At 69.5% G+C, this 19,133-nt stretch carries 17 protein-coding genes and 3 pseudogenes; 11 read left to right on the top strand and 9 right to left on the bottom strand.

The features are described from left to right. The 5 genes from ACZ4AA_RS25575 to ACZ4AA_RS25555 all read left to right on the top strand — a co-directional run. Window positions 1–512: IS630 family transposase (locus ACZ4AA_RS25575; RefSeq protein ID WP_467607255.1), on the top strand; the 512-nt coding region annotated here is incomplete at its 5' end. Between the two features lie 470 nt (window positions 513–982). After that, window positions 983–1,822, top strand: coding sequence for an SDR family oxidoreductase (locus ACZ4AA_RS25570; protein ID WP_467607253.1), 840 nt, complete (start codon window positions 983–985; stop codon window positions 1,820–1,822). Between the two features lie 6 nt (window positions 1,823–1,828). Next, on the top strand, window positions 1,829–3,163 hold the full coding sequence (locus ACZ4AA_RS25565) for an NAD(P)/FAD-dependent oxidoreductase (protein ID WP_467607250.1): 1,335 nt from the start codon (window positions 1,829–1,831) through the stop codon (window positions 3,161–3,163). Window positions 3,164–3,263: 100 nt separating this feature from the next. Then, window positions 3,264–4,766, top strand: coding sequence for a cytochrome ubiquinol oxidase subunit I (locus ACZ4AA_RS25560; protein ID WP_467607247.1), 1,503 nt, complete (start codon window positions 3,264–3,266; stop codon window positions 4,764–4,766). Beyond that, window positions 4,766–5,806 (top strand): cytochrome d ubiquinol oxidase subunit II, encoded by a 1,041-nt coding sequence (locus ACZ4AA_RS25555; protein WP_467607245.1) that lies wholly within the window; start codon window positions 4,766–4,768, stop codon window positions 5,804–5,806. The genes ACZ4AA_RS25560 and ACZ4AA_RS25555 overlap by 1 nt, the downstream gene beginning before the upstream one ends. Window positions 5,807–5,864: 58 nt before the next feature. On the opposite strand, the gene ACZ4AA_RS25550 is transcribed toward ACZ4AA_RS25555, so the two are convergent. The 3 genes from ACZ4AA_RS25550 to ACZ4AA_RS25540 form a co-directional block, all read right to left on the bottom strand. Further along, the gene (locus ACZ4AA_RS25550; protein ID WP_467607242.1) at window positions 5,865–7,445 is read right to left on the bottom strand and encodes a GMC oxidoreductase; all 1,581 of its coding nucleotides are present in this window, start codon (window positions 7,443–7,445) and stop codon (window positions 5,865–5,867) included. A gap of 209 nt (window positions 7,446–7,654) precedes the next feature. Continuing rightward, a complete protein-coding gene (locus ACZ4AA_RS25545; protein WP_467607240.1) occupies window positions 7,655–8,317 on the bottom strand; it encodes a cyclase family protein in 663 nt (220 codons plus the stop codon). 3 nt (window positions 8,318–8,320) lie between these two features. After that, window positions 8,321–8,464 carry a hypothetical protein gene (locus ACZ4AA_RS25540; RefSeq protein ID WP_467607237.1) on the bottom strand — a complete coding sequence of 48 codons (144 nt, stop codon included), beginning with the start codon at window positions 8,462–8,464 and terminating at the stop codon, window positions 8,321–8,323. Window positions 8,465–9,195: 731 nt separating this feature from the next. On the opposite strand from ACZ4AA_RS25540, the gene ACZ4AA_RS25535 reads away from it, so the two are divergent. Then, window positions 9,196–10,131 (top strand): alpha/beta hydrolase family protein, encoded by a 936-nt coding sequence (locus ACZ4AA_RS25535; RefSeq protein ID WP_467607234.1) that lies wholly within the window; start codon window positions 9,196–9,198, stop codon window positions 10,129–10,131. 89 nt (window positions 10,132–10,220) lie between these two features. Here the strand turns inward: ACZ4AA_RS25535 and ACZ4AA_RS25530 are convergent. Both ACZ4AA_RS25530 and ACZ4AA_RS25525 read right to left on the bottom strand, forming a co-directional pair. Beyond that, window positions 10,221–10,836, bottom strand: a pseudogene (locus ACZ4AA_RS25530) (DUF3291 domain-containing protein). Window positions 10,837–11,126: 290 nt separating this feature from the next. After that, window positions 11,127–11,960: a serine hydrolase domain-containing protein gene (locus ACZ4AA_RS25525; protein WP_467607232.1), complete on the bottom strand. Its 834-nt coding sequence runs from the start codon at window positions 11,958–11,960 to the stop codon at window positions 11,127–11,129. A 556-nt stretch (window positions 11,961–12,516) separates the two neighbouring features. Here ACZ4AA_RS25525 and ACZ4AA_RS25520 point away from each other — a divergent pair. Beyond that, a complete protein-coding gene (locus ACZ4AA_RS25520) occupies window positions 12,517–13,005 on the top strand; it encodes a hypothetical protein (RefSeq protein WP_467607229.1) in 489 nt (162 codons plus the stop codon). 422 nt (window positions 13,006–13,427) lie between these two features. On the opposite strand, the gene ACZ4AA_RS25515 is transcribed toward ACZ4AA_RS25520, so the two are convergent. Then, entirely contained in the window at window positions 13,428–13,988 is a 561-nt protein-coding gene (locus ACZ4AA_RS25515; protein WP_467607226.1) for a carboxymuconolactone decarboxylase family protein, read from the bottom strand. Between the two features lie 68 nt (window positions 13,989–14,056). Here ACZ4AA_RS25515 and ACZ4AA_RS25510 point away from each other — a divergent pair, with 68 nt between their 5' ends. The 4 genes and pseudogenes from ACZ4AA_RS25510 to ACZ4AA_RS25495 all read left to right on the top strand — a co-directional run bounded on the left by ACZ4AA_RS25510 (window position 14,057) and on the right by ACZ4AA_RS25495 (window position 16,133). Then, a complete protein-coding gene (locus ACZ4AA_RS25510) occupies window positions 14,057–14,410 on the top strand; it encodes a winged helix-turn-helix transcriptional regulator (protein ID WP_467607222.1) in 354 nt (117 codons plus the stop codon). A gap of 7 nt (window positions 14,411–14,417) precedes the next feature. Next, a pseudogene (locus tag ACZ4AA_RS25505) lies at window positions 14,418–14,578 on the top strand (IS5/IS1182 family transposase); the annotation flags it as partial. Between the two features lie 3 nt (window positions 14,579–14,581). Then, window positions 14,582–15,092: pseudogene (locus tag ACZ4AA_RS25500) on the top strand (transposase); the annotation flags it as partial. Window positions 15,093–15,200: 108 nt separating this feature from the next. Next, window positions 15,201–16,133, top strand: coding sequence for an HNH endonuclease family protein (locus tag ACZ4AA_RS25495; protein WP_467607220.1), 933 nt, complete (start codon window positions 15,201–15,203; stop codon window positions 16,131–16,133). A 310-nt stretch (window positions 16,134–16,443) separates the two neighbouring features. Here ACZ4AA_RS25495 and ACZ4AA_RS25490 read toward each other — a convergent pair whose 3' ends face one another. The 3 genes from ACZ4AA_RS25490 to ACZ4AA_RS25480 all read right to left on the bottom strand — a co-directional run bounded on the left by ACZ4AA_RS25490 (window position 16,444) and on the right by ACZ4AA_RS25480 (window position 19,052). Then, window positions 16,444–18,288, bottom strand: coding sequence for an RNA-binding domain-containing protein (locus ACZ4AA_RS25490; RefSeq protein WP_467607216.1), 1,845 nt, complete (start codon window positions 18,286–18,288; stop codon window positions 16,444–16,446). A 147-nt stretch (window positions 18,289–18,435) separates the two neighbouring features. After that, the gene (locus ACZ4AA_RS25485; protein ID WP_467607211.1) at window positions 18,436–18,813 is read right to left on the bottom strand and encodes a toxin Doc; all 378 of its coding nucleotides are present in this window, start codon (window positions 18,811–18,813) and stop codon (window positions 18,436–18,438) included. After that, the gene (locus tag ACZ4AA_RS25480) at window positions 18,813–19,052 is read right to left on the bottom strand and encodes a hypothetical protein (protein ID WP_467607208.1); all 240 of its coding nucleotides are present in this window, start codon (window positions 19,050–19,052) and stop codon (window positions 18,813–18,815) included. The genes ACZ4AA_RS25485 and ACZ4AA_RS25480 overlap by 1 nt, the downstream gene beginning before the upstream one ends. Window positions 19,053–19,133: the final 81 nt, after the last annotated feature.

Below are 19,133 nucleotides of genomic sequence, written 5' to 3'. Positions count from 1 at the left end.
TGCCGATGATGCCCGGAGTTCCCGAACGTCGCAGCCACGACTACGTCCGCGCCGGCACCACCACCCTCTTCGCGGCCCTCGAGATCGCCACCGGCAAGGTGATCGGCTCGATCCACCGCCGCCACCGGGCCGCGGAGTTCAAGAAGTTCCTGGCCAAGCTCCACAAAGAGGTCCCCGCCGACCTCGAGGTGCATCTGATCCTGGACAACTACGCCACCCACAAGACACCCGCCATCAAACGGTGGCTGCTGGCCCACCCACGCTTCCATCTGCACTTCACACCGACCAGTGCGTCCTGGCTGAACCTGGTCGAGCGGTGGTTCGCCGAGCTGACCCAGAAGAAGCTCAAACGCGGCGTCCATCGCTCCGTCCAGGCCCTCGAACGCGACATCCGAGCCTGGCTCACCGACTGGAACGAGCACCCCAGACCGTTCGTCTGGACAAAAACAGCTGACGAGATCCTCGACAAAGTCGCCGCCTACTGCCACCGAATCTCTGACTCAGGTCACTAGCCCGACTGCCCTTCGGGCGCGGCCGCTTTCGCAACAGAGACGCGAAGGTGCCTTCCAGGCCCCGAACTCCGGGCCTGGAAGGCACCTTCGCGCCATGGGTTACTGGTTTGCCTTCCCAGGTTCCCCATCGATTCGACGCCTCAGATGGCCCCCTCTGAAGCCCACCGACCACTGCGGCGCTTCCTGCGCCCCGACGAGGTCGCGTGACGTTCTGGGGCTCCTCCATCTTCGGTGGGCCCCCGGTGCCCAGCAGCCCCGGGGTCTGCTCCCGCATTCTCGGTCCGCCTGAGCCACCGGAGTGACATCGGCGGTCGAGCGGGCCCGGACTCGCGCGTCGGGCCGCCGCTCGTACCGCCGATGCATTTTGCTGGCCACCGAATTGTGACGTCTTCCGCGAGGTCTTCCCGCCGACCGGCGGGTGCGGGTGCGGGCGGGCATCGAGCGAGTGGCATCGAGCGAGGAGGATCGTGGTGGCAGGAAGCGCCGAGGGAAACGGTACGCAGCTGACCGCACGGCTTCTGCGAGGGCAGAAGGCCCTGGTGACCGGCGGGAACTCGGGTATCGGCAAGGCGACCGCCGTCGCCCTGGGCCGGGCCGGGGCGGACGTCGTGGTCAACTACGTCGTCGGAGCCGACGAGGCCGAGAAGGTCGTGGACCAGATCAAGGGCTTCGGGGTCAACGCCTACGCCCACGAGACCGACGTCTCCGACGAGGACCAGGTCGTCGAGATGGTCGCGCGGATGGTGCGCGAGTTCGGGACCATCGACATCATGGTGGCCAACGCCGGCCTCCAGCGGGACTCCTCGCTCGTGGACATGACGATGGCCCAGTGGCAGAAGGTCATCGACGTCAACCTGACGGGCCAGTTCCTGTGCGCGCGGGAGGCCGCGAAGGAGTTCATGCGGCGCGGTGTCGTCCCGGAGGTGTCCCGCTCGGCAGGAAAGATCGTCTGCATGAGCTCGGTCCACCAGATCGTCCCGTGGTCGGGCCACGTGAACTACGCCTCCTCCAAGGGCGGCGTCGGCATGATGATGCAGACCCTGGCCCAGGAACTCGCCCCGCACCGCATCCGCGTGAACGCGGTCGGGCCCGGCGCCATCCGCACCCCGATCAACACGGCCGCCTGGGACACCCCCGAGGCCGAGGCCGAACTCCTCAAACTCATCCCCTACCGCCGCGTCGGCGACCCCGACGACATCGCCAACGCGGTCGTCGCGATGGTCTCCGACCTGCTCGACTACGTCGTCGGGACCACCTTGTACGTCGACGGCGGGATGACCCTCTTCCCCGGCTTCGCCACCGGCGGCTGAGGCCCTGTGGAAGACCATGTGACGCCCCGCCGGGTGGTGATCGTCGGGGGCGGGTTCGCCGGACTCTTCGCCGCGCGGGCCTTGCGCCGGTCACCGGTCGCGGTGACGCTGATCGATCGCCGGGCACACCACCTCTTCCAGCCGCTGCTGTACCAGTGCGCGGCCGGGATCCTGTCGGAGGGCCAGATCGCGCAGCCGCTGCGTGCGGTCCTGCGCCGTCATGAGCAGGTGCGCTGCCTGCTCGCCGACGCCACCCATGTGGACGTGCGGGAACGCGCCGTCCACGCGCGACGGCCGGAGGGCGGCAGCCTCGTCGTCCCCTACGACGACCTGATCGTCGCGGCCGGAATGCGCCAGTCCTACTTCGGGCACGACGAGTTCGCGGCGCACGCGCCGGGCATGAAGACGCTGGAGGACGCCCTGGAGATCCGCCGCAGGATCTACCGCGCCTTCGAGATGGCCGAGTCGGCCACCGACGCGCGGGACCGGCGGCACTGGCTCACCTTCGCCCTGGTCGGAGGCGGGCCGACCGGGGTGGAACTGGCGGGGCAGATCCGGGAGATCGCCGGCCACACCCTCGACCGGGAGTTCCGGACCATCGATCCCCTCCAGGCCCGGGTGCTGCTGTTCGAAGGCTCCGACCAGGTGCTGGCGTCCTTCGGGGACCGTCTGGCCGCGCGGGCGGCCCGCGCCCTGGGCGACCTCGGTGTGGAACTCCATCTGGGTACACGGGTCACCGACCTCGACGAGCAGGGCCTGACGGTGAAGGAACGGGACGGCACGACCACGCGGCACCCAGCGCGTACCGTCCTGTGGACGGCCGGAGTGGAGGCCCCGCCCATCGCCGCCGCCCTGGCGCGGGCCACCGGCGCGCGGCAGGACCGCGCCGGCCGTCTCGCCGTCGAACCCGATCTGACCCTTCCCGGCCACCCGGAGATCCGCGTGGTCGGCGACATGATGGCGCTCGATCACCTGCCCGGCCTCGCCGAGGTGGCCATGCAGTCCGGCGCCTACGCGGGACGGGCCGTGCGGCACGCGGTGGAGGGCCGGACGAAGCAGATGAAGCCCTTCACGTACAGGGATCTGGGCAGCGCGGCCTACATCTCGCGCGGACGGGCCGTCGTCAAGGCCGGGCCCGTGCACCTGTCGGGCGTCGGCGGCTGGCTGGCGTGGCTGTTCATCCACATCGCCTTCCTGACGGGGTTCCGCAGCAGGCTGGGCGCGGTCCTGAGCTGGACCATCGCCTTCGCCTCCGGCGCGCGACGCGAGCGGGCCTACCCGCTGCCCGGCACCGGACCCACCGAACAGCACGCGGTCACCACGACGCTGCGCGGGCCCTGATCGGGCCGGGGCTGCCGCGCCGTCATCGTCCTGTCCCTGCGTTCCCCGCCTCGGCGGGTGAGGATCACCGAGGCCCCCCATGCTCAGCACCGAGGCACCCATGCTCAGCACAGCAGTGCACCTGGCCGCCGGCACACCGGCCCAGCTTCTGCCCTCCCGTGAGTTGATGGCCTTCACCCTGGCCTCGCACATCCTGCTCGTCCCCTTCGGGGTGGCGCTGCCCCTGATCACGCTGCTCATGCACTACCGGGGCCTGCGCCGCGACGATCCGGTGGCGATGCAGCTCGCCCGGCGCTGGTCGGCGGTGATGGCCGTGCAGTTCGCCATCGGTGTCGTCACGGGCACCGTGCTGTCCTTCGAGTTCGGTCTGTTGTGGCCGGGCATGATGGGACGCTGGGGCGATGTGTTCGGCCTGGGCTTCGGCGTGGAGGCATGGGCGTTCTTCCTCGAAGCCATCATGATCGCCATCTACCTCTACGGCTGGCGCCGCCTCAAGCCGTGGACCCACTTCTGGCTGGCCGTGCCCCTGCCGCTGGCCGCGTTGATGGGCGCGTTCGGGATCATCGCCGCCAACTCGTGGATGAACACCCCGCAGGGATTCAGCCTCGACGCCCACGGCAACCCGACGAATGTCGACGTGCGCAAGGCCGTCTTCACGCCGATCTTCGGCACCGAGTACTGGCACTTCGTGGTGGCGATGTTCCTGACGGCCGGCTATGTGGTCGCGGGTGTGTACGCCGTCGGCTGGCTGCGGGGCCGCCGCGACCGCTATCACAAGCTGGGCTTCATGGTGCCGTTCACCGTCGCCGCGATCCTGACGCCGATCCAGTTCTACCTCGGGGACTCCGCCGCCCGTTCGGTCTTCAACAAGCAGCCGGTGAAGTTCGCGGCCATGGAGATCGTCTGGAAGACCGACACGCACGTGCCCGAGTACATCTTCGGTCGGCTGCACTCCGACGGGTCCATCTCCGGCGGCATCAGGATCCCGCAACTGGACTCGATCCTGGCCGGGTTCAGACCCGACACCAAGGTGACAGGACTCACCGCGGTACCGGCGGAGAACCGGCCGACCCCGGCCCAGGCGACGCTCGTACACTTCTGCTTCGACGTCATGGCGATGATCGGCAGCGTCCTCATCGTGCTGGCCCTGTGGTACGCCTGGCTCTGGTGGCGCCGCCGGGACATGCCCGACAACCGCTGGTTCCTGCGCTGCGCCTCGCTGGCGGGCGCGGCGTGCCTGCTGACCGTCGAGTGCGGCTGGATCGCCACGGAAGTCGGCCGCCAGCCCTGGATCGTCTTCAACCACATGCGGGTGTCCGAGGCCGTCACCCACACCAAGGCCGCCGGGATCTGGACCATGCTGGGCGTCGTCATCGTCGTGTACGTCGCCGCCTTCGGGTCCTTCCTGGCCGTTCTCCTCAAGATGCGCACCCGTTGGCGCGTGGCCGACGAAGCCGCGGCCTCGTCGGCCACCGCCCTCGAACCCGAGGCCGACACCCCCTACGGGCCCCGGCACAAGGCCGACGCCGCGACCGCCGGAGCCCCCTCGGGCGGCGGCCCGGGATCCGGCCCGTCCCAGGGGCGCCCGGGAGGTGACCACTGATGGCGGACGTCATCGCCTGGGTCCTCGTCGTGGTCATCGCCGCCTACGCCTGCGGCGGGGGCACCGACTACGGAGCGGGCTTCTGGGACCTCCTGGCCGGCGGCGCCGACCGGGGCAAGCGGGTGCGGTGGCTGATCGATCATGCCATGGCGCCCGTGTGGGAGGTCAACAACGTCTGGCTGATCTTCGTGCTCGTCCTGATGTGGACCGGCTTCCCCACGATGTTCCAGGCCGTGTTCACCGCTCTGTGGCTGCCGCTGGCGCTCGCGGCCGTCGGGACGGTGCTGCGCGGTGCCGGGTTCGCCCTGCGCAAGCCGAGCAGGCGCCTGGCCCGACGGCGCGTCTACGGGGCGGTGTTCGCCATCGCCTCGCTCATCACGCCGTACTTCCTCGGCTCCGTCCTCGGCGGCATCGCCTCGGGCCGGGTCGCGGTGGGCACACCCGCCACCGCCCACGTCTGGGCCAACCCGACGTCGATCCTCGCGGGTCTGCTCGCCATCGCGGCCACCGCCTTCCTCGGTGCCGTCTTCCTGGTCGCGGACGCCCGCCGGTTCGGCGCGGACGACCTCGTCGACCACTTCCGGCTACGGGCCCTGCTCGCCTTCGGCGCGGTGGTGGTCCTGGCCGCGATCGCCCTGCCGGTCACCCACCACGACGCCTCCTACGTATGGCACGGGATGACCCGGGGCCTGGGCCTGCTGATGATGATCCTGTCGGCCTGCTTCGGCGTGCTGACGGTGACGCTTCTGGTGCTGCGCGCGCACCGGTGGTCGCGGCACACCTCGGTCGCCACGGTCGCGTCGGCCATCGTGGCCTGGGGGTTCGCGCAGCGCCCGTATCTGCTGCCGACCACGCTGACGGTGGCCGACGGAGCCGGCGCCGCGCACACCCTGCGCTGGCTGGGCATCGTGACGATCATCGCGCTGGTGCTGGTGGGCCCGGGACTGGTTCTCGTCTACTGGCTGGACACACAGAGCGAGTTGGAACCGCTGACCGACTCCGACACACGGGCCGCGGATCTTCCCGGGGACAACGTCTGAGTACGAGGAGAAGCCGGCCCGCGCCACGGAACTCCGGGCGCGGGTCGGCCCGTTGTGCTCAGCCCAGCCGTTCGATCAGATGGTCGCCGACCCGCAGGGCGTTGGCGATGGCGGTCAGCGAGGGGTTGACCGCGCCGATGCTGGGGAAGAACGACGTGTCCACGACGTAGAGGTTGTCCAGTTCGTGGGCCTTGCAGTTGACGTCCAGGGCCGAACTCGCGGGGTCGGTCCCGAAGCGCACCGTGCCGGCCTGATGGGCCGTCGCCCCGATCGGCATCCCCTTGTGCAGATAGATGCTGTGGGACAGCAGACGGTGCGGGTGCATCCCCAAGTGCCCCAGCATTCCCTCCAGTTTGTGCTGGAGCCGCCCCAGGCCGGCGATGTTGTTCTTCTCGTCCAGGGCGAGGTGGATGCCGCCGTCCTTGTCGAGGGTGACCCGGCTCTCGGGCAGGGGCAGATCCTCCCCGCACAGCCAGAAGTCGACGGCGTGGTGGGCGAGGACGTCGAAGGGCATGTCGGGGGAGACCTTGCCGGCCCAGCGCGGCGCCTCGCCGTGGATCTGGTCGGCGTCCGACTTGCCGAGCATCTGGATGCCGCCGAGCGGGAACTCCCAGTCGTCCGCGCCGAAGTACCAGTCGTTGAGGGCCATGGTCTTCTGGAACTTGGTGGGATTCGGTTCCTTCGACACGGCCATCAACGCCAGGTTGTTGTGCCGCATGTAGTGCCGGCCCACGACGTCGGAGCTGTTGGCCAGGCCCGCCGGATGCCGGTCGTTGGCCGAACGCAGCAGCAGCACAGCGGAGTTCACCGCGCCGCAGGCGACGACCACGATGTCCGCGCCGAACGTCCGCGTGCTCCCGTCCCCGAGGTCGGCGACCACGCCGGTGACCGTCTGCCCTGACGCGTCGGTCTCCAGCCGGCGGACGTCGGCGTGGGTCACCATCGTGACGTTGGGGTGTTCGAGCGCGGGGTCGACGCAGATCACCTGCGCGTCGGACTTCGCGCCCAGCAGACACGGGAATCCGTCGACCCGGTCGCAGCGGATGCAGGCACTGGCGTGGGTGGCCCGGCCGTTCTCGTCCTGCGTGAGGTTCACACCGATCGGCAGGTGGAAGGGGTGCAGCCCCTGCTTCTCCAGGTCGTCGCTGAGCTGCTGGATCCGCGGCTCGTGTTCGACCGGCGAGTAGGCGTACTGGCCGCTGACCGGACCCTCGGTGACGTCCTCGCCGTGCCGGCCGTGCACGCGGTAGAGGTGCTCGGCCTGGGTGTAGTACGGCTCCAGGTCCTCGTAGCCGATCGGCCAGGCCGGGGACAGCCCGTCGTGGTGGCGCACTTCGCCGAAGTCACCGGGGCGCAGCCGGAACAGCGCGGCACCGTAGAACTTGGTGTTGCCGCCCACGTAGTAGTTGACCTCCGGCGGAAACTCGTTGCCGTGCTTGTCGTACCAGAACTCCGGTGCGCGGTACTTGCCTTGGACGAAGACCGCGGTGGAGCTCCAGTTGTCCCGCTCCCTGGGCAGGTAACCGCCGCGTTCGAGGATAAGTACGCGTTTGCCGCTGGGCGCCAGGCGATGCGCGAGAGTACCGCCGCCCGCTCCGGTGCCGATGACAATGACGTCGTAGTGCTGGTCGCCGGTCATGAAACGCCCCGTCCGTGGAGTCGTTGGCCTTCACTTTTCCGGAAATCGGCCCCCCCACGGCTGGAATCGCTCGAAATCCCTCATCGGATGGGATCGGATACGAATCCGATCGTATCGGGCGCCTCCACCCCCAGCACCCTGGCGAGCACCTGTCGGCGAGCGGGCGTCGGCGTACCAGCAAGGGCACCTCGGATTGCCCATGCGCCCCCTCACAGACTGGCTTCCGCCGCGTCCCAGGGACCCTCCTCGGTCCGGCGCTTTCGGTGGCCGACCCGTACGAACAGCAGGTCACCCTCGCCGACCAGGGTGCCCTGCGCCTGCGCGGCGGCATCGAGGTCGTCGGCGCTCACCTGTTCCCCGGGTTCGAGCCAGGGGACGCCGCGCAGCCGGGGGATGTCCAGCAGCACGCCACGGCCGACGATCCCGTCCGCGAGCGCCCCGACCGTCAGGGCCGTCGCGCCTGCCTCCGTGACGCTGCTCGCGTCCACGCCGCCGTGCAGGGTGCCGCGGTAGATCACATGGCACAGGGCGTCGAGATGGCTGTCGGTGTCCCCGCGCACGTTCATCGCGAAACAGTCCCTGGCGAAGTGCAGCCCCTGGTCGTCGGAGGCGTGCGACCAGGCGCGCATGGTGTGCCGGGCGGGCTCCGGGCTGTCTGGACCCGTCGATGTCTCCACCGGCGCCGCCAGAGAGACCGTCCTGCCGGTGCGTATCTCCTGTGCCGCCGCCCTCACCCGGTCCGGTGTCAACGCCGCCAGTGCACCCCGCGCACCGGCCGCCCACGAGGCGCCGGACGCCAGGCGCCGGTACAGGGCGTCGAACGCGGCCGGGGTCAGCCGGGGCGTCTCCCCGCGGGAGTCACGGGAGGCCACGCCTCAGCGCCCGTACTCGGCGACGATGCCTGGCGCATCGAAGCGCCGCGCCGCGGACGAGTCCACCACGTCCGGGGAGGAGACGAGTGCGGCGGTCCGCGGATCGCCGACGAGACCGTGTTCGGCGGTGGGCGGGTAGCGATCCATCCGGTCACTCCACTGTCTCCCGAGCATCCCCCTCGCGCTTCCGCTTCCACTATCCGTCCACGGACGCGGCGCCGCCACACACCGCCGAGCCGGTGCTCACTGGACGTCACTGCCGCCCTCTGTGCTCGCAACGTCACTGAAGGTGAGATGTCCCGTCCTGGCGCCGCGCTCCAGCCCTCGGAGACAGGGCGGATCTCAGCCGCATGACGGTGCCGAGTGCCTGAACGACGCCGCTGAAGCGAGGCCCGGACAGGAGCCGCATCCTGCTCCCTGAACGGAACGAGGAGTGTGCTGTGGCGTGAGAGATCCCAACAGGCTTTTGTGTCAGACGCGTTGACACTTTCCGTAGCGCGCTCCACGATGACCGGGCGGTCATATGACCGCCCGGTCACACTCGGGAGTGCCCATGACCGCACCGCCCCGGCAACGGCTGCGCCGGCAGCAGGGTTGAACGGAGGCTCGCGCGGCCCCGCTGGACTGTGCCCGGCGCAGCCGTCGAGCCCGCTCGCGCACCAACCCCTTTCGGCGTGACCCGCCGGTACTCCCGCCTGCGCTTCGGCGGCTGATCGCGGGCGCCCGCCCGGGCGTCCCGGGCTGCGTATCCGGGGGTGCCGTCACCCCCTCGGTGCCGCACCTGACGGCACGACCGGTACGACAGAGCCACCGGATCCAGGGCACCGCCGAAGGTTCCGCTTCCTCGCGCACAACCGCACCCAGAATGAGGTGATCGCATGGCACGCCAATTCTCACGGTTAGTGATCGCACTGCTGCTCAGCGCGGCAACCGCCTTCGCCGTCGCGCCGACGGCGAGGGCGCTTCCTGCCGTGACCCCCACAGCGGTCGTAGACCCTTCCGCCACCGGCTCCTTCCCCGTGGCCTACTCCGATGTGACCGTCTCGGCGTCCGGCCGCTCCTACGGTGCACGCGTCTGGTACCCGGGAACCACGGCCGGGGCCAACGCGGCCGTCGCACCGGGCGCCCATCCCGGACTCGCCTTCGGACACGGCTTCTTCCAGGGAATCACCCAGTACGAAAGCCTGCTCAAGCACTACGCGTCCTGGGGCTTCATCACCGTCACCCCCACATCGCAAGGCGGCCTGTTCCCCAACCACTCCGCCTTCGCCGACGACCTCAACGCCGCGCTCACCTGGCTGACCGCCCAGAACGCCACCAGCGGCTCCCGCTTCGCGGGCGCCGTCGCCACGGACCGTCTCGGGGTTTCCGGTCACTCCATGGGAGGCGGCGCCGCGCTGCTCGCCGCCGGCCGCAACCCGGCCGTCAAGAGCGTGTCCACGCTGGCGGCGGCGGAGACCAATCCGTCGGCCGTCACCGCTTCGGGAACGCTGACGGTGCCGGCCCAGTACGTCGGAGGCAGCGCCGACACCATCGCGGGCGTCGCCGGCAATCAGCAGAAGATGTACGACGCCAAGCCCGCCCCCACCCAACTGCGCGTCATCACAGGCGGATTCCACTGCGGATTCGAGGACAGCTCCGGATTCGGCTGCGACAGCGGAGCCATCACGCGCGCGGCACAGCAGAAGCTGACCCGGGGCATCACGACCGCCTACCTGCTCTACACCCTCGCGGGCGAATCCTCGATGTACGACCAGGTATGGGGCTCCGCGGCCCAGAATCTGGCGGGGGCCGTGTACACCGCCAAGCCCTGACCCATCCAGTTCCCTGCGCCGGCCTCGTTCCGGATGCCGGGCTGTACTGCCCACCCCACGACTGCGACCCAAGTAACCTCCGGTGAAGGCTACTTGGCGAGGCCGGCCGTCCGCGACGCCTCCAGAAGCCGAGGTTCTGGGGGCGTCCTTGGACGGAGTCGTGGGTGCGGCCCGATGCCGTAGGCCCTGGTCGGATTTCCCTCAGGGGGCGAACGAGTGGTGGAAGGTGAAGGCGTGCGACGCGGAGCCGTGGTCGTGGAGGTGTTGCAGTCGTGAAACCCCGTCCCGCCAGGTAGGAATCACGCCGTCGGAGACCCACCAACACACATGGCTAGGGTGTTCTGTCCTCTCGAACCAGTCGCCGCGCCTGTTCAGTGCCTCTCGGTGCGGACCGGTGTAGACGGCGTCGAAGGCGGAGCGCGGGTCGGTCCAGAGTGAGAGGGTCGCGGCCAGGGCGGTGGTTCTCACCGTACGACCCTTGCCGTACCAGGCCGGTACGGCGAACTCGCCCCAGGCACCCCAGTCCGCCTCGAAGAGCATGCCCTGGTCACCGCCGGCCGTTTCGGCACGCGCGAGGTATCCGGGGTGCTGACTGATCTTCTGGTAGACGGTCTCACCGATGTCGTAGAACTCGCGTGTGAGGGGGCCGGGATCGACGAGCGGTGACTTCAGGACGCCGAAGGTGTACAGCGCGAGATGGGGCATGCGTCTCTCCCTGGTCGGGGCCGGTCGGCGTGAACTCGGTTCGGTGGCATCCGCACACAGGGGCGAGCGATCCTGGGGCATGTCCGACCCCTCCCGTCGAGGGTGGCTCAGCCTGGAAGAACTCCTGTGCGACCGAGGGCGATCGCCGAAGACCAGGTGAAGGTAGCTGTCTCTGTCGGCGTTGTCGAAGTTGCGATTTCCCTCTGTAAGTGGCCTCTCGCACAGGCTCTGGCGGGTGTTGGGGCGGATCACACGGTGGCGCCGGGAATGGTCTTTGCCCGCCCCTGGCATCAAGCTCTGGGCCCGATGAAGAGTCTGAGTGCGTCCAGGGCCATTTCGTCCGTCACGGCACTTCGGCCGGACAGCCGGTGAACGAGAATCCAGCCCTGCGGTGAGGCGCCCGCGAAGACCGACGCGTCGCCCGTCGCGCCGTTGTGCCACAGGAGACTTCCCGCCTTCTGCCATGCCGGTGCCGGTTCACCGAGCCTGCGGTCGACAAGCAGGTCGGTCAGGAGGCGGGCGGCGGCCCGGGGAGTGGCCCACAGCCCGCCGGCGGGAAGGATCGCGCCGGCCATGGTCCAGGGTCGGCGCGCCCGGCCGAACAGCCCTGTGCGGCAAAGGCGTCTGCCGGACGGGGGATCGACGGCGACATCGGCGATGCCGAGGGGGTCGAGGACGTGGCGGTGCAGCAGGTCCTCGTACGGGGTGCGGGTGGCCGCGACCAGAGCGGCGCCCAGGAGCGCGTATCCGAGGTTGGAATACTCCTCGACCGTCCTGGCGGGAGCTGTGACCAGGGTGTCGAGATTCCGTACGACCGAGTCCAGTGCGTCGGCGTCGAAAGCGACGTAGGGATCGCGCCCGCTGATGCCGGGAGGCAGACGAGGAAGGCCCGAGGTGTGCTCGGCGAGCAGGCGCAGGGTGATCCCCGTGCCGCCGGGCGCCGGCAGGAACCGCTCCAGCGGGTCGTCGAGACTGAGGACTCCGTCGTCGGCCAGGGCGGTCAGGACGGTCGCGGTGAGTGGCTTGGTCAACGAACCGATCTGCACGAACAGGTCGGGGTTGTGGCCGTGTGAGATCTGGGGTGCCTGAAAGCTGCTGAGTATGCAGGTGGGAACGCGGATCATCGTGATCTTCTGTCGTGTACTCGGGACACCGCGCGTGCCGCCGTGCCGACGGGTGTGCGATGCCGGTGGGTGGCTGTCCGGTGGCTCTAGTGAGATGCCCCCACCGTGGGGCACGTTGCTGGTGTGCGCTGTGAGCCATCGCTCACCGGCGCACGCCTCGAGGTCTGGCCTTCGGCTGAGTTCGTGTGCTCAGGGCGCCAACCACCATCCGCTTGAGGCGATTTGATACAGGGTGACCTGCTGGTCCGGGCCCACAACACCTCTTGAGAAAGGGCGAAATCCGGCCATGTTCTGCGGGATGAACATGGACCGCCCTTCACCGGTTGGACTCAGGAAGCGTACGGAAGATCCATACGTCACCGGGCCCCCGGCGGATTCACGGTCGCCGACTTTCACCAGCCGCCCGACGGCGAGAAGAGCTTTTTCTCCCAGACCGGTCTGTCCGCCTGGGTCGCCGACCGGTTCTGGAAGACCGACTCCGACTTCTACGACGACGCCACCCCGAAGGCCGGCGGCGTGACCCTCAAGGCCGTCGACCAGGTGGGCAACCCCCTGATTGCTGCGCTCACCCCTGCCGGACGAGACGATCCGCACGGTGTGGCTCCCCGCCACTCACGGCATCTTCGACCCGGACCAGCACGGGATGACGGCCCGCACCTGGCTGCGGCGGATCGAGGAGACGTGGCTGGCCCGTGTGCGCCAGGACGATCCGGCGTTCGTGCCTTCGCCGCCACAACCGGTGGCCGACGAGGAACTGCGGCGCGCTGTGCTCCAGGTGATCCGCACGGTCGCGGAGCCCTTGCGTCTGGCCTCGGAACAGCCCCCGTACGGGGTTCCGGCGACCGGTCTGGTCCCAGCGCTGGAGAGGGTGGTCACCGAGGCGTGCGCCGAGCTCGGCTACCGGCTCTTCCTGCGCGCGGTGAAGACCTACTTCGTATCGGTCCCGGCCGACGGGGAGACGTACGGCAGGTTCGTCACCCTGGGTGAGCGGTTCGGCTACCGGTACTGGCTCGTACGTGACGGGCTCAACGACCGGAGGGACTGACGCCGAGAGGCGGGGGTGGGCGGACGGACAGAATCTGCCCACCCCGTGGCACCCAGGAGTCTTGGCAACGACGCGACGCTTTCCCTGCACGTCGGGAGTGCTGCGCTGCTCCTGCGCTTCAGGCGTCGCGATCGCCCGAATTGGCCTAGGCGCACGGGGACATGACCGCTTGCCCATGGCAACTCCCGCCCAAGGTAGCGGAGCCAGCCTCTCATCGTCATCGACCGCAGCCCGTTACGCCCGGTGGCCCGATGAGGCCGTCCGTTTCCCTTCGGACTGTCCCTAAGGCTTGTCCGCAATGAACTTCAGTCAAGATCCGACTAGACCTCGGTCAATCGAGGCATTCGACGATACGGAGGTCGCGCTCGACGCCGTCGGAGAGGGCGACCAGCGCCGCGGCGCTGGGTAGAGGCGGAACGCAGTCACCGTGTGGGGAATCGGGTACCCCAGGGTTCCTCTTCCAGGAGGAGCCCGTTGGCCAGATAGCTGATGGTTCGGTACCAGCCGATGAGCACGAGCAGTTCAAGTAGTTGAGCCTCTTCGTAGTACATGTGCAGGGCGTCCCAGGCGGACTGTGTGAGCTGGGTCGTGTCGTTCAGTTCGTCAACGGCGTGGAGCAGTGCCTTGTGGCGTGGCGACCACGGAGCACTGACTGCTGCGTCGGGTTGGGTAGTCGCGCGGAGTTGTTCCAGGCTGAGTCCGGCCTGCGGCGCCAGGGTCGCGGCGTGGACGCCCCATTCATAAGCGCAGGCACATTGCGCGGTCACGCGGGCGATGACGATCTCCCGGTCGATGGCGGGGAGGAGTCCATGGCCCAGCAGTCCGGCGCCGAGGGCGAACATTCGTGGGGCTAGCTCCGGGTTGCGATGCAGTACGCGGAACAGCGTGAGTGGTTGGTGCGGCACATCCGGCGGCATCCATCGGCGGAGCGCCAGGTCGACGTCGGCGGTGTAGGGCGGGGCGAGCGGTTCGATGCGTGGCATCGTGGCGCCTCCTGCTTCGATTTTCGAATCACTATGATGCTTCGAGAACCGAAGCGCAAGGAGTGAGTATGGAAGCCAGCGCGCCACGTCCGGGTGTGCCAGTGCGAGGGTCCGAATCGGGTCGTCCAGTGATGGCCGCACTCGACCTACTCGGACGGCGTTGGGCGATGCGGATCCTGTGGGAACTGAGTCAAGCTCCGACCGGCTTCCGTGAATTGCAGCGCCGATGCGAGCGCATGTCCTCCAGCGTGCTCAGTACCCGGATCGAAGAACTGTCCGGCGCCCGCCTGCTCGCCCAGGACGGCGACGGCTACCACCTCACCCAGCTCGGCCAGGATCTTGTCGAGGCGCTGAGCCCGCTGGACGCCTGGAGTCGACGGTGGGCCGAGGAAACGGGACCCGCGGCAGGAAGGCTGGAATGAGCAGCGTGTGGCTGGTCTGATCACGGCAGCGGTGCCGTCCTGGGTGGTTCCCTTCGGCGGGCTGAGCCCAAGCCAGTTCGCAAGTCTGCACGGCAGGGTCGGCCATGGAGCCTACCGCTGGAGGACAGAACACTCCTGGTCACGGCGTACTGGCGCACCGACTTGACGCCGACTCCGCCGCGCGCCAGAACCTGGGACCGGATCGGTCAGGACCCCGGTCGTAAGGGTGAGGGCCCGTAGCTCCGGGCGGGTGTCGATGGCGGGCATGGGCTGCTGCAAGCCGGGTGAGCGATCCCGGCTGATCTATGCGATCCGCGAGTACCGCGGCCGCAAGGACACGCCAAAGGGCTTCGGCTGGCGCGACTTCCGCGACCTCATCGTGCGCGCCCGCGTCCGACTCGGCGCCCCGATCGTGCTCGTCTGGGACCACGTTCGCTTGCACCTGACGGCTGGCATGCGAGAGTTCATCGCCACGAACGCCGAGCGGCTCACCGTGTTCCAGCTGCCCACCTAGGCCCCGGACCTCAACCTGGCCGAGGGCGTCTGGTCGCTGGTCAGGCGCGACATCGGCAACCTCGCCGCAGTCGACCTCAGCTAGATCACCCGAGCGGTCAAGCGCCGACTCAAGAAGATCCAGTACCGGCCGCACGTGGTCGACGTGTGCCTTGCGGACGCAGGCTTGGCCTTTGGAATGGACGACCCGGAGAACGATGGCCAGCCGGCCACCCAGCCGTCCCCCGGATCAGCACGCCACTGGTAGTGATCAGTTTGCTGCGCTTGTATCCGAACCGTGGGCCGGCTGACGACGAAGAACTACAACCGCCTGTTCCTGGAGCTTCTCAAAGAGCTCAAAGCCAAGGACGACCCGGCCGTCGTGGGCGACTTCCTGCTGCGCCAGGACACCGACTCCGGCCGCTGGCCCACCGACCACGACATGCACCAGGTGTTGTGCGTTCAGCCGCTCTATCGGCAGCTCACCCGTGCCCGGTTGCGCCTGATCCTCACCGAACTGGAAGACGCCCTCTACACCGGCAAGACCGAACGTCTTGTCCACGACGGCACTTTGACGATCGAGCACCTGCTGCCCCAGGCTTGGGAGTCGCACTGGCCCCTGCCCTCCGGCGGTGGGGATGGCATCGAGGCTCGTGAGCGTCGGCAGAGTCTCCTGCACAGCCTGGGCAATCTGACGTTGCTCACCCGCAGCCTCAACCCGGCCGTGTCCAACGGACCTTGGCAACAAAAGCGTGGTGACATCCCCCTGCACAGTGCCCTGTCGCTGAACCGGTCACTGCCCGAGCAGTGGAACGAGGACGCGATTGCGGCCCGAGCCGCTCACCTCGCACAGGCCTTCTGCCATCGCTGGCAACACCCCGCCGGCCCCACCCCCGTTTCCACGAACGCGGCCCTTCTCCCACCCGCTCCCGATGCCGTCCCGACGCAGTTGTCTGTTCCCGCGCCCGCTCACGTGTCGTCGATCCAACCGGCCGTGGCCGGTATTCCCTCGGCCCGCCGGGACATCGCCCGTCACATCCACGAGGCCTTCGCCCAGTACGCGGACGGCAGAGCCCTGACCGTCGCGCAGATCGCCGCAGTCGGCACCAGCCAATATCAGGCGGGGGAGATCAGCCCCGGTGCCGTCGCTGCGCGGCTGAGGGCGAACACCGTGGACGGCGTTGAGACCGTCCGCGACAGCAGCCCCCTCACCGCACGAAGGACCAGGTGACGAAGTTCGACGGCTCGCTGACCCGCGCTCTGGACGGGCATGCAGTCCAGGCCCAGCCCCTTGAACGACCGGCGCTGCTCATCGAGCGTCATGCACCCCCGCTCCAACGCTTCACCACGGGCGCCGCTGGCAGACAACGTGTCTGTCAGCGGCGCTGACACATCGCGGCGGTGATCACAGCGACACACGCCGAGCCCCAGGCGCTCGAGGGCCTTGGCGAGCTGGGTGCGGCAACAAGCCCCCGGACGCCGCCCGCACCGTTTCCGGGCGGTCGGCAGACCAGCCCGGCCCCCAAAGAGCCAACGCTGGCCTAGAGAAGCTCCATCTCGGCGTCGACGTATCCGAACTCGACTGCCATCCGTACCAGCGCCTGTCGCATCAGGCTTCGGCGTTCTCTGCGGCCCATGACGGGCGAGGCGGTGACCGTGACCGCCATGCATGAGCGGCCGGCGTCGTAGCCGACGCCGAGGGGTGACAGGTCGACGAGCGTGCCCAGGGCGGGCAGGACGCCGGTCTCGCCCGGCCGTTCGCAGGTCATCCGCAGCTCGGTGGTCGGCGGCGCCGACCACCGCAGTCCCTCCGGATCGCCGACGAGGCCGGGCAGCAGCTCGGCGGCCGTCTCCCACGCGTCCAGCAGGACGGTCTGGACCTCGTCGAAGTCGAGCCGTGTGTTCGGGCCGGAGCCGAGCGCGCGCGCCCACGCTGCCGGATCCTCGACCAGGACCTCCGCGCAGGCGACCACGGTGGAGTTCATCGCGGTGGGCAGGGCGAGCATGGCGGCAGCCCTCAGAGCTGGGCCGCCGTCGGGCGCGGGGATCGTGCACGTGTAGCCGGCGGAGCGGGCCGAGTTGCCCGACGGCGTCCGCTCCCAGACAGCCGCACGCGGCTCGGCGCCCCGCCGCCTGGACAGCATGGACACCGCTCCGGCCAACACGCCGTAGGGAAGCTGCCGTTCGAGCTGGACGCGCCGCGACTTGGTGATCTCCAGCGTGCCCGCCTCGTCCCAGGGCAGGTTCACCACGGCACGCAGGCGCAGCGCGGGCTGCTGGCCCGCCGTCCAGTTCTCGGCCGACCGGCTCTGGTTGAGGCCGAAACGGGGGAGCGGGTCCCACCGCCACACGCCGACGCCGCGGTCCGAGCGTGTCAGGCGGCCCGCGCCCCACGCGCCGCCGCCGAGGTCCACACTCCGCGCGTCGGCTCCGATCAGCCACGGCCCGCTCGCGCCTTCGGGCGGGACGGGACAACCCACGGTCGTGAGCGGTTCCTGGCCCGGGGCGAGCCGGCCGGCGTCGATGATCGCCTGCCACACAGGCGCGGCGACAGCCACCGGCGGGCGGCCGGTCGCCAGGCACAGCACCCAGCCGGGCCCGTCGCAGCGCGCGTGGTGGAAGTCCTGTAGGACAGCCGGCCCATGAGCCCGGACCGGTCCGGCGGGCTGCCCCAGGCCGACCCCGGCGAGCTCCTTGTGCGCCTCCCGCATCTCCCGCTCGTGTTCCGGGAGCCCCTGGCCGACCCGCGGTTCACTGCCGCTCGGCCCGGCGCCCGGGCCTGCTTCGGACACCGCTTCGCGTACGAGCGCGGCGAGGGCCTGAGCGGTGGGCACCCCGGACGCGCGGACCCCGGCCGAGAGCAGCGCCTGGATCTCGGTGCGCGGCAGCCAGTGCGTCCCGTCGCCGTCCCGCACCGGCACGGCGACCGTGTCCGCCCGCTGAGCACCCGGTCTCCCCGTCGGCGCCGCGATCACGAAGAGGGTGCCGGGGGCCTGGGCGGGGACATGGATGAACACCACACGCCCGGCACCGGCCCCGTCGCCGGACCAGCCGATGCGCACCCCGCGCGGGGCCGGGGTGATCCGGGCGCGGAGCAGCTTGCGCACCTGGTCGAAGTTCAGCGCCTCGGGGCTGACGCCCACGATGCGGTCGAGGATCTCCTCGTCGCCGTCCATGCGGGTGGCGATGCCGATGACGATGACGCCACCGCCCCCGTTGGACAGTGCCGCGACGTCCTTGGCGAGTTCCTCGGCGGCCCGAGGATCCTCGGCGAGCCGGTACGGCGCGGCCTTCGCGTCGAGCCACTGCGTCTCACGCAGCTCCAGCAGGGAACCCGGCTCGTGGCAGTCGAGCAGGGTCAGCGCGCTCATCAGATCCGTCGGCACCCCGGCAGTATCCACTGCTTTCGGCCTTCCGCCGCCGCGTTTGACAGACTCACGAGCGGTGACGCGCTGACCCGCGGGACGAACCCATCTCGGGCTCGTCCCGCAGATGCCGGACATCCCGTACGGGCACTTGCGGCGGCGCGTCCGTCAGAGCCGCCAGGAGCGGAGCGTCTCGGCGATGTCGGAGACGCCCAGCCCGGTCTCGCGGACCTTTCTGATCAGGTCGGACAGAGCCCCGTAGGGAGGGTCGATCCCTTCCCCGGACTGGTCCATGTACTGGCCGGTGACGAAGGCCGCGAAGAGACTGTTGCGGTGGGGGAGCGGTTCGAGACGCACGATGGTGTGCAGGAGCGCGGCCGCGCGCCACGCGGCGTCGGGGTTGGACGTGGCGAGGGTCGGCATACGCGTCTTGTGGCGCGCGACGGCGGCCACGAGGGCCGAGTAGTCGGTGACCGACACGTCGTCGTGGCCGAGAGCGGCCTCCTGGACGTCCAGGAGCCAGGAGATGTCGATGTTCAGGGTCATCAGGCGGCAGTGGCTCCCTCGCCGCGCTGCGACGGGGGAATCTCGTCCGGGAACGCGGCGTCGAACTCGTCCCGCAGCCTGTCCGCCCACGAGACCGCGCCGGCCACGAACCGCTTGCGCTGCATCTCGCGGACGCCGAGGTCGTGCAGATACTGCTTGAGGCTCTTACCCTCCGCCGCGGCGGACGCCCGCACGGCTTCCATCTCTTCGTCGGTGAAGGTCACATTCAGCGATGGCATACCGGCATGGTACCTACCCGGTACCTTCCTGTGCGGCTCAATCCGCTACGCGTCCGCACAGGCCGGACACGCGGATGCCCG

The organism is Streptomyces sp. NPDC024698 (assembly GCF_055559015.1).
The sequence above is the reverse complement of the archived record's forward strand: the minus strand, read 5'-3'. Positions and strand labels throughout refer to the sequence as shown.

Excerpts from the sequence above, each read along its gene's own strand:
- ACZ4AA_RS25560 (WP_467607247.1), top strand. The coding sequence starts at position 3,264 with ATGCTCAGCACAGCAGTGCACCTGGCCGCCGGCACACCGGCCCAGCTT.
- ACZ4AA_RS25555 (WP_467607245.1), top strand. The coding sequence starts at position 4,766 with ATGGCGGACGTCATCGCCTGGGTCCTCGTCGTGGTCATCGCCGCCTAC.
- ACZ4AA_RS25550 (WP_467607242.1), bottom strand. The coding sequence starts at position 7,445 with ATGACCGGCGACCAGCACTACGACGTCATTGTCATCGGCACCGGAGCG.
- ACZ4AA_RS25540 (WP_467607237.1), bottom strand. The coding sequence starts at position 8,464 with ATGGATCGCTACCCGCCCACCGCCGAACACGGTCTCGTCGGCGATCCG.
- ACZ4AA_RS25535 (WP_467607234.1), top strand. The coding sequence starts at position 9,196 with ATGGCACGCCAATTCTCACGGTTAGTGATCGCACTGCTGCTCAGCGCG.
- ACZ4AA_RS25525 (WP_467607232.1), bottom strand. The coding sequence starts at position 11,960 with ATGATCCGCGTTCCCACCTGCATACTCAGCAGCTTTCAGGCACCCCAG.
- ACZ4AA_RS25515 (WP_467607226.1), bottom strand. The coding sequence starts at position 13,988 with ATGCCACGCATCGAACCGCTCGCCCCGCCCTACACCGCCGACGTCGAC.
- ACZ4AA_RS25510 (WP_467607222.1), top strand. The coding sequence starts at position 14,057 with ATGGAAGCCAGCGCGCCACGTCCGGGTGTGCCAGTGCGAGGGTCCGAA.
- ACZ4AA_RS25485 (WP_467607211.1), bottom strand. The coding sequence starts at position 18,813 with ATGACCCTGAACATCGACATCTCCTGGCTCCTGGACGTCCAGGAGGCC.
- ACZ4AA_RS25480 (WP_467607208.1), bottom strand. The coding sequence starts at position 19,052 with ATGCCATCGCTGAATGTGACCTTCACCGACGAAGAGATGGAAGCCGTG.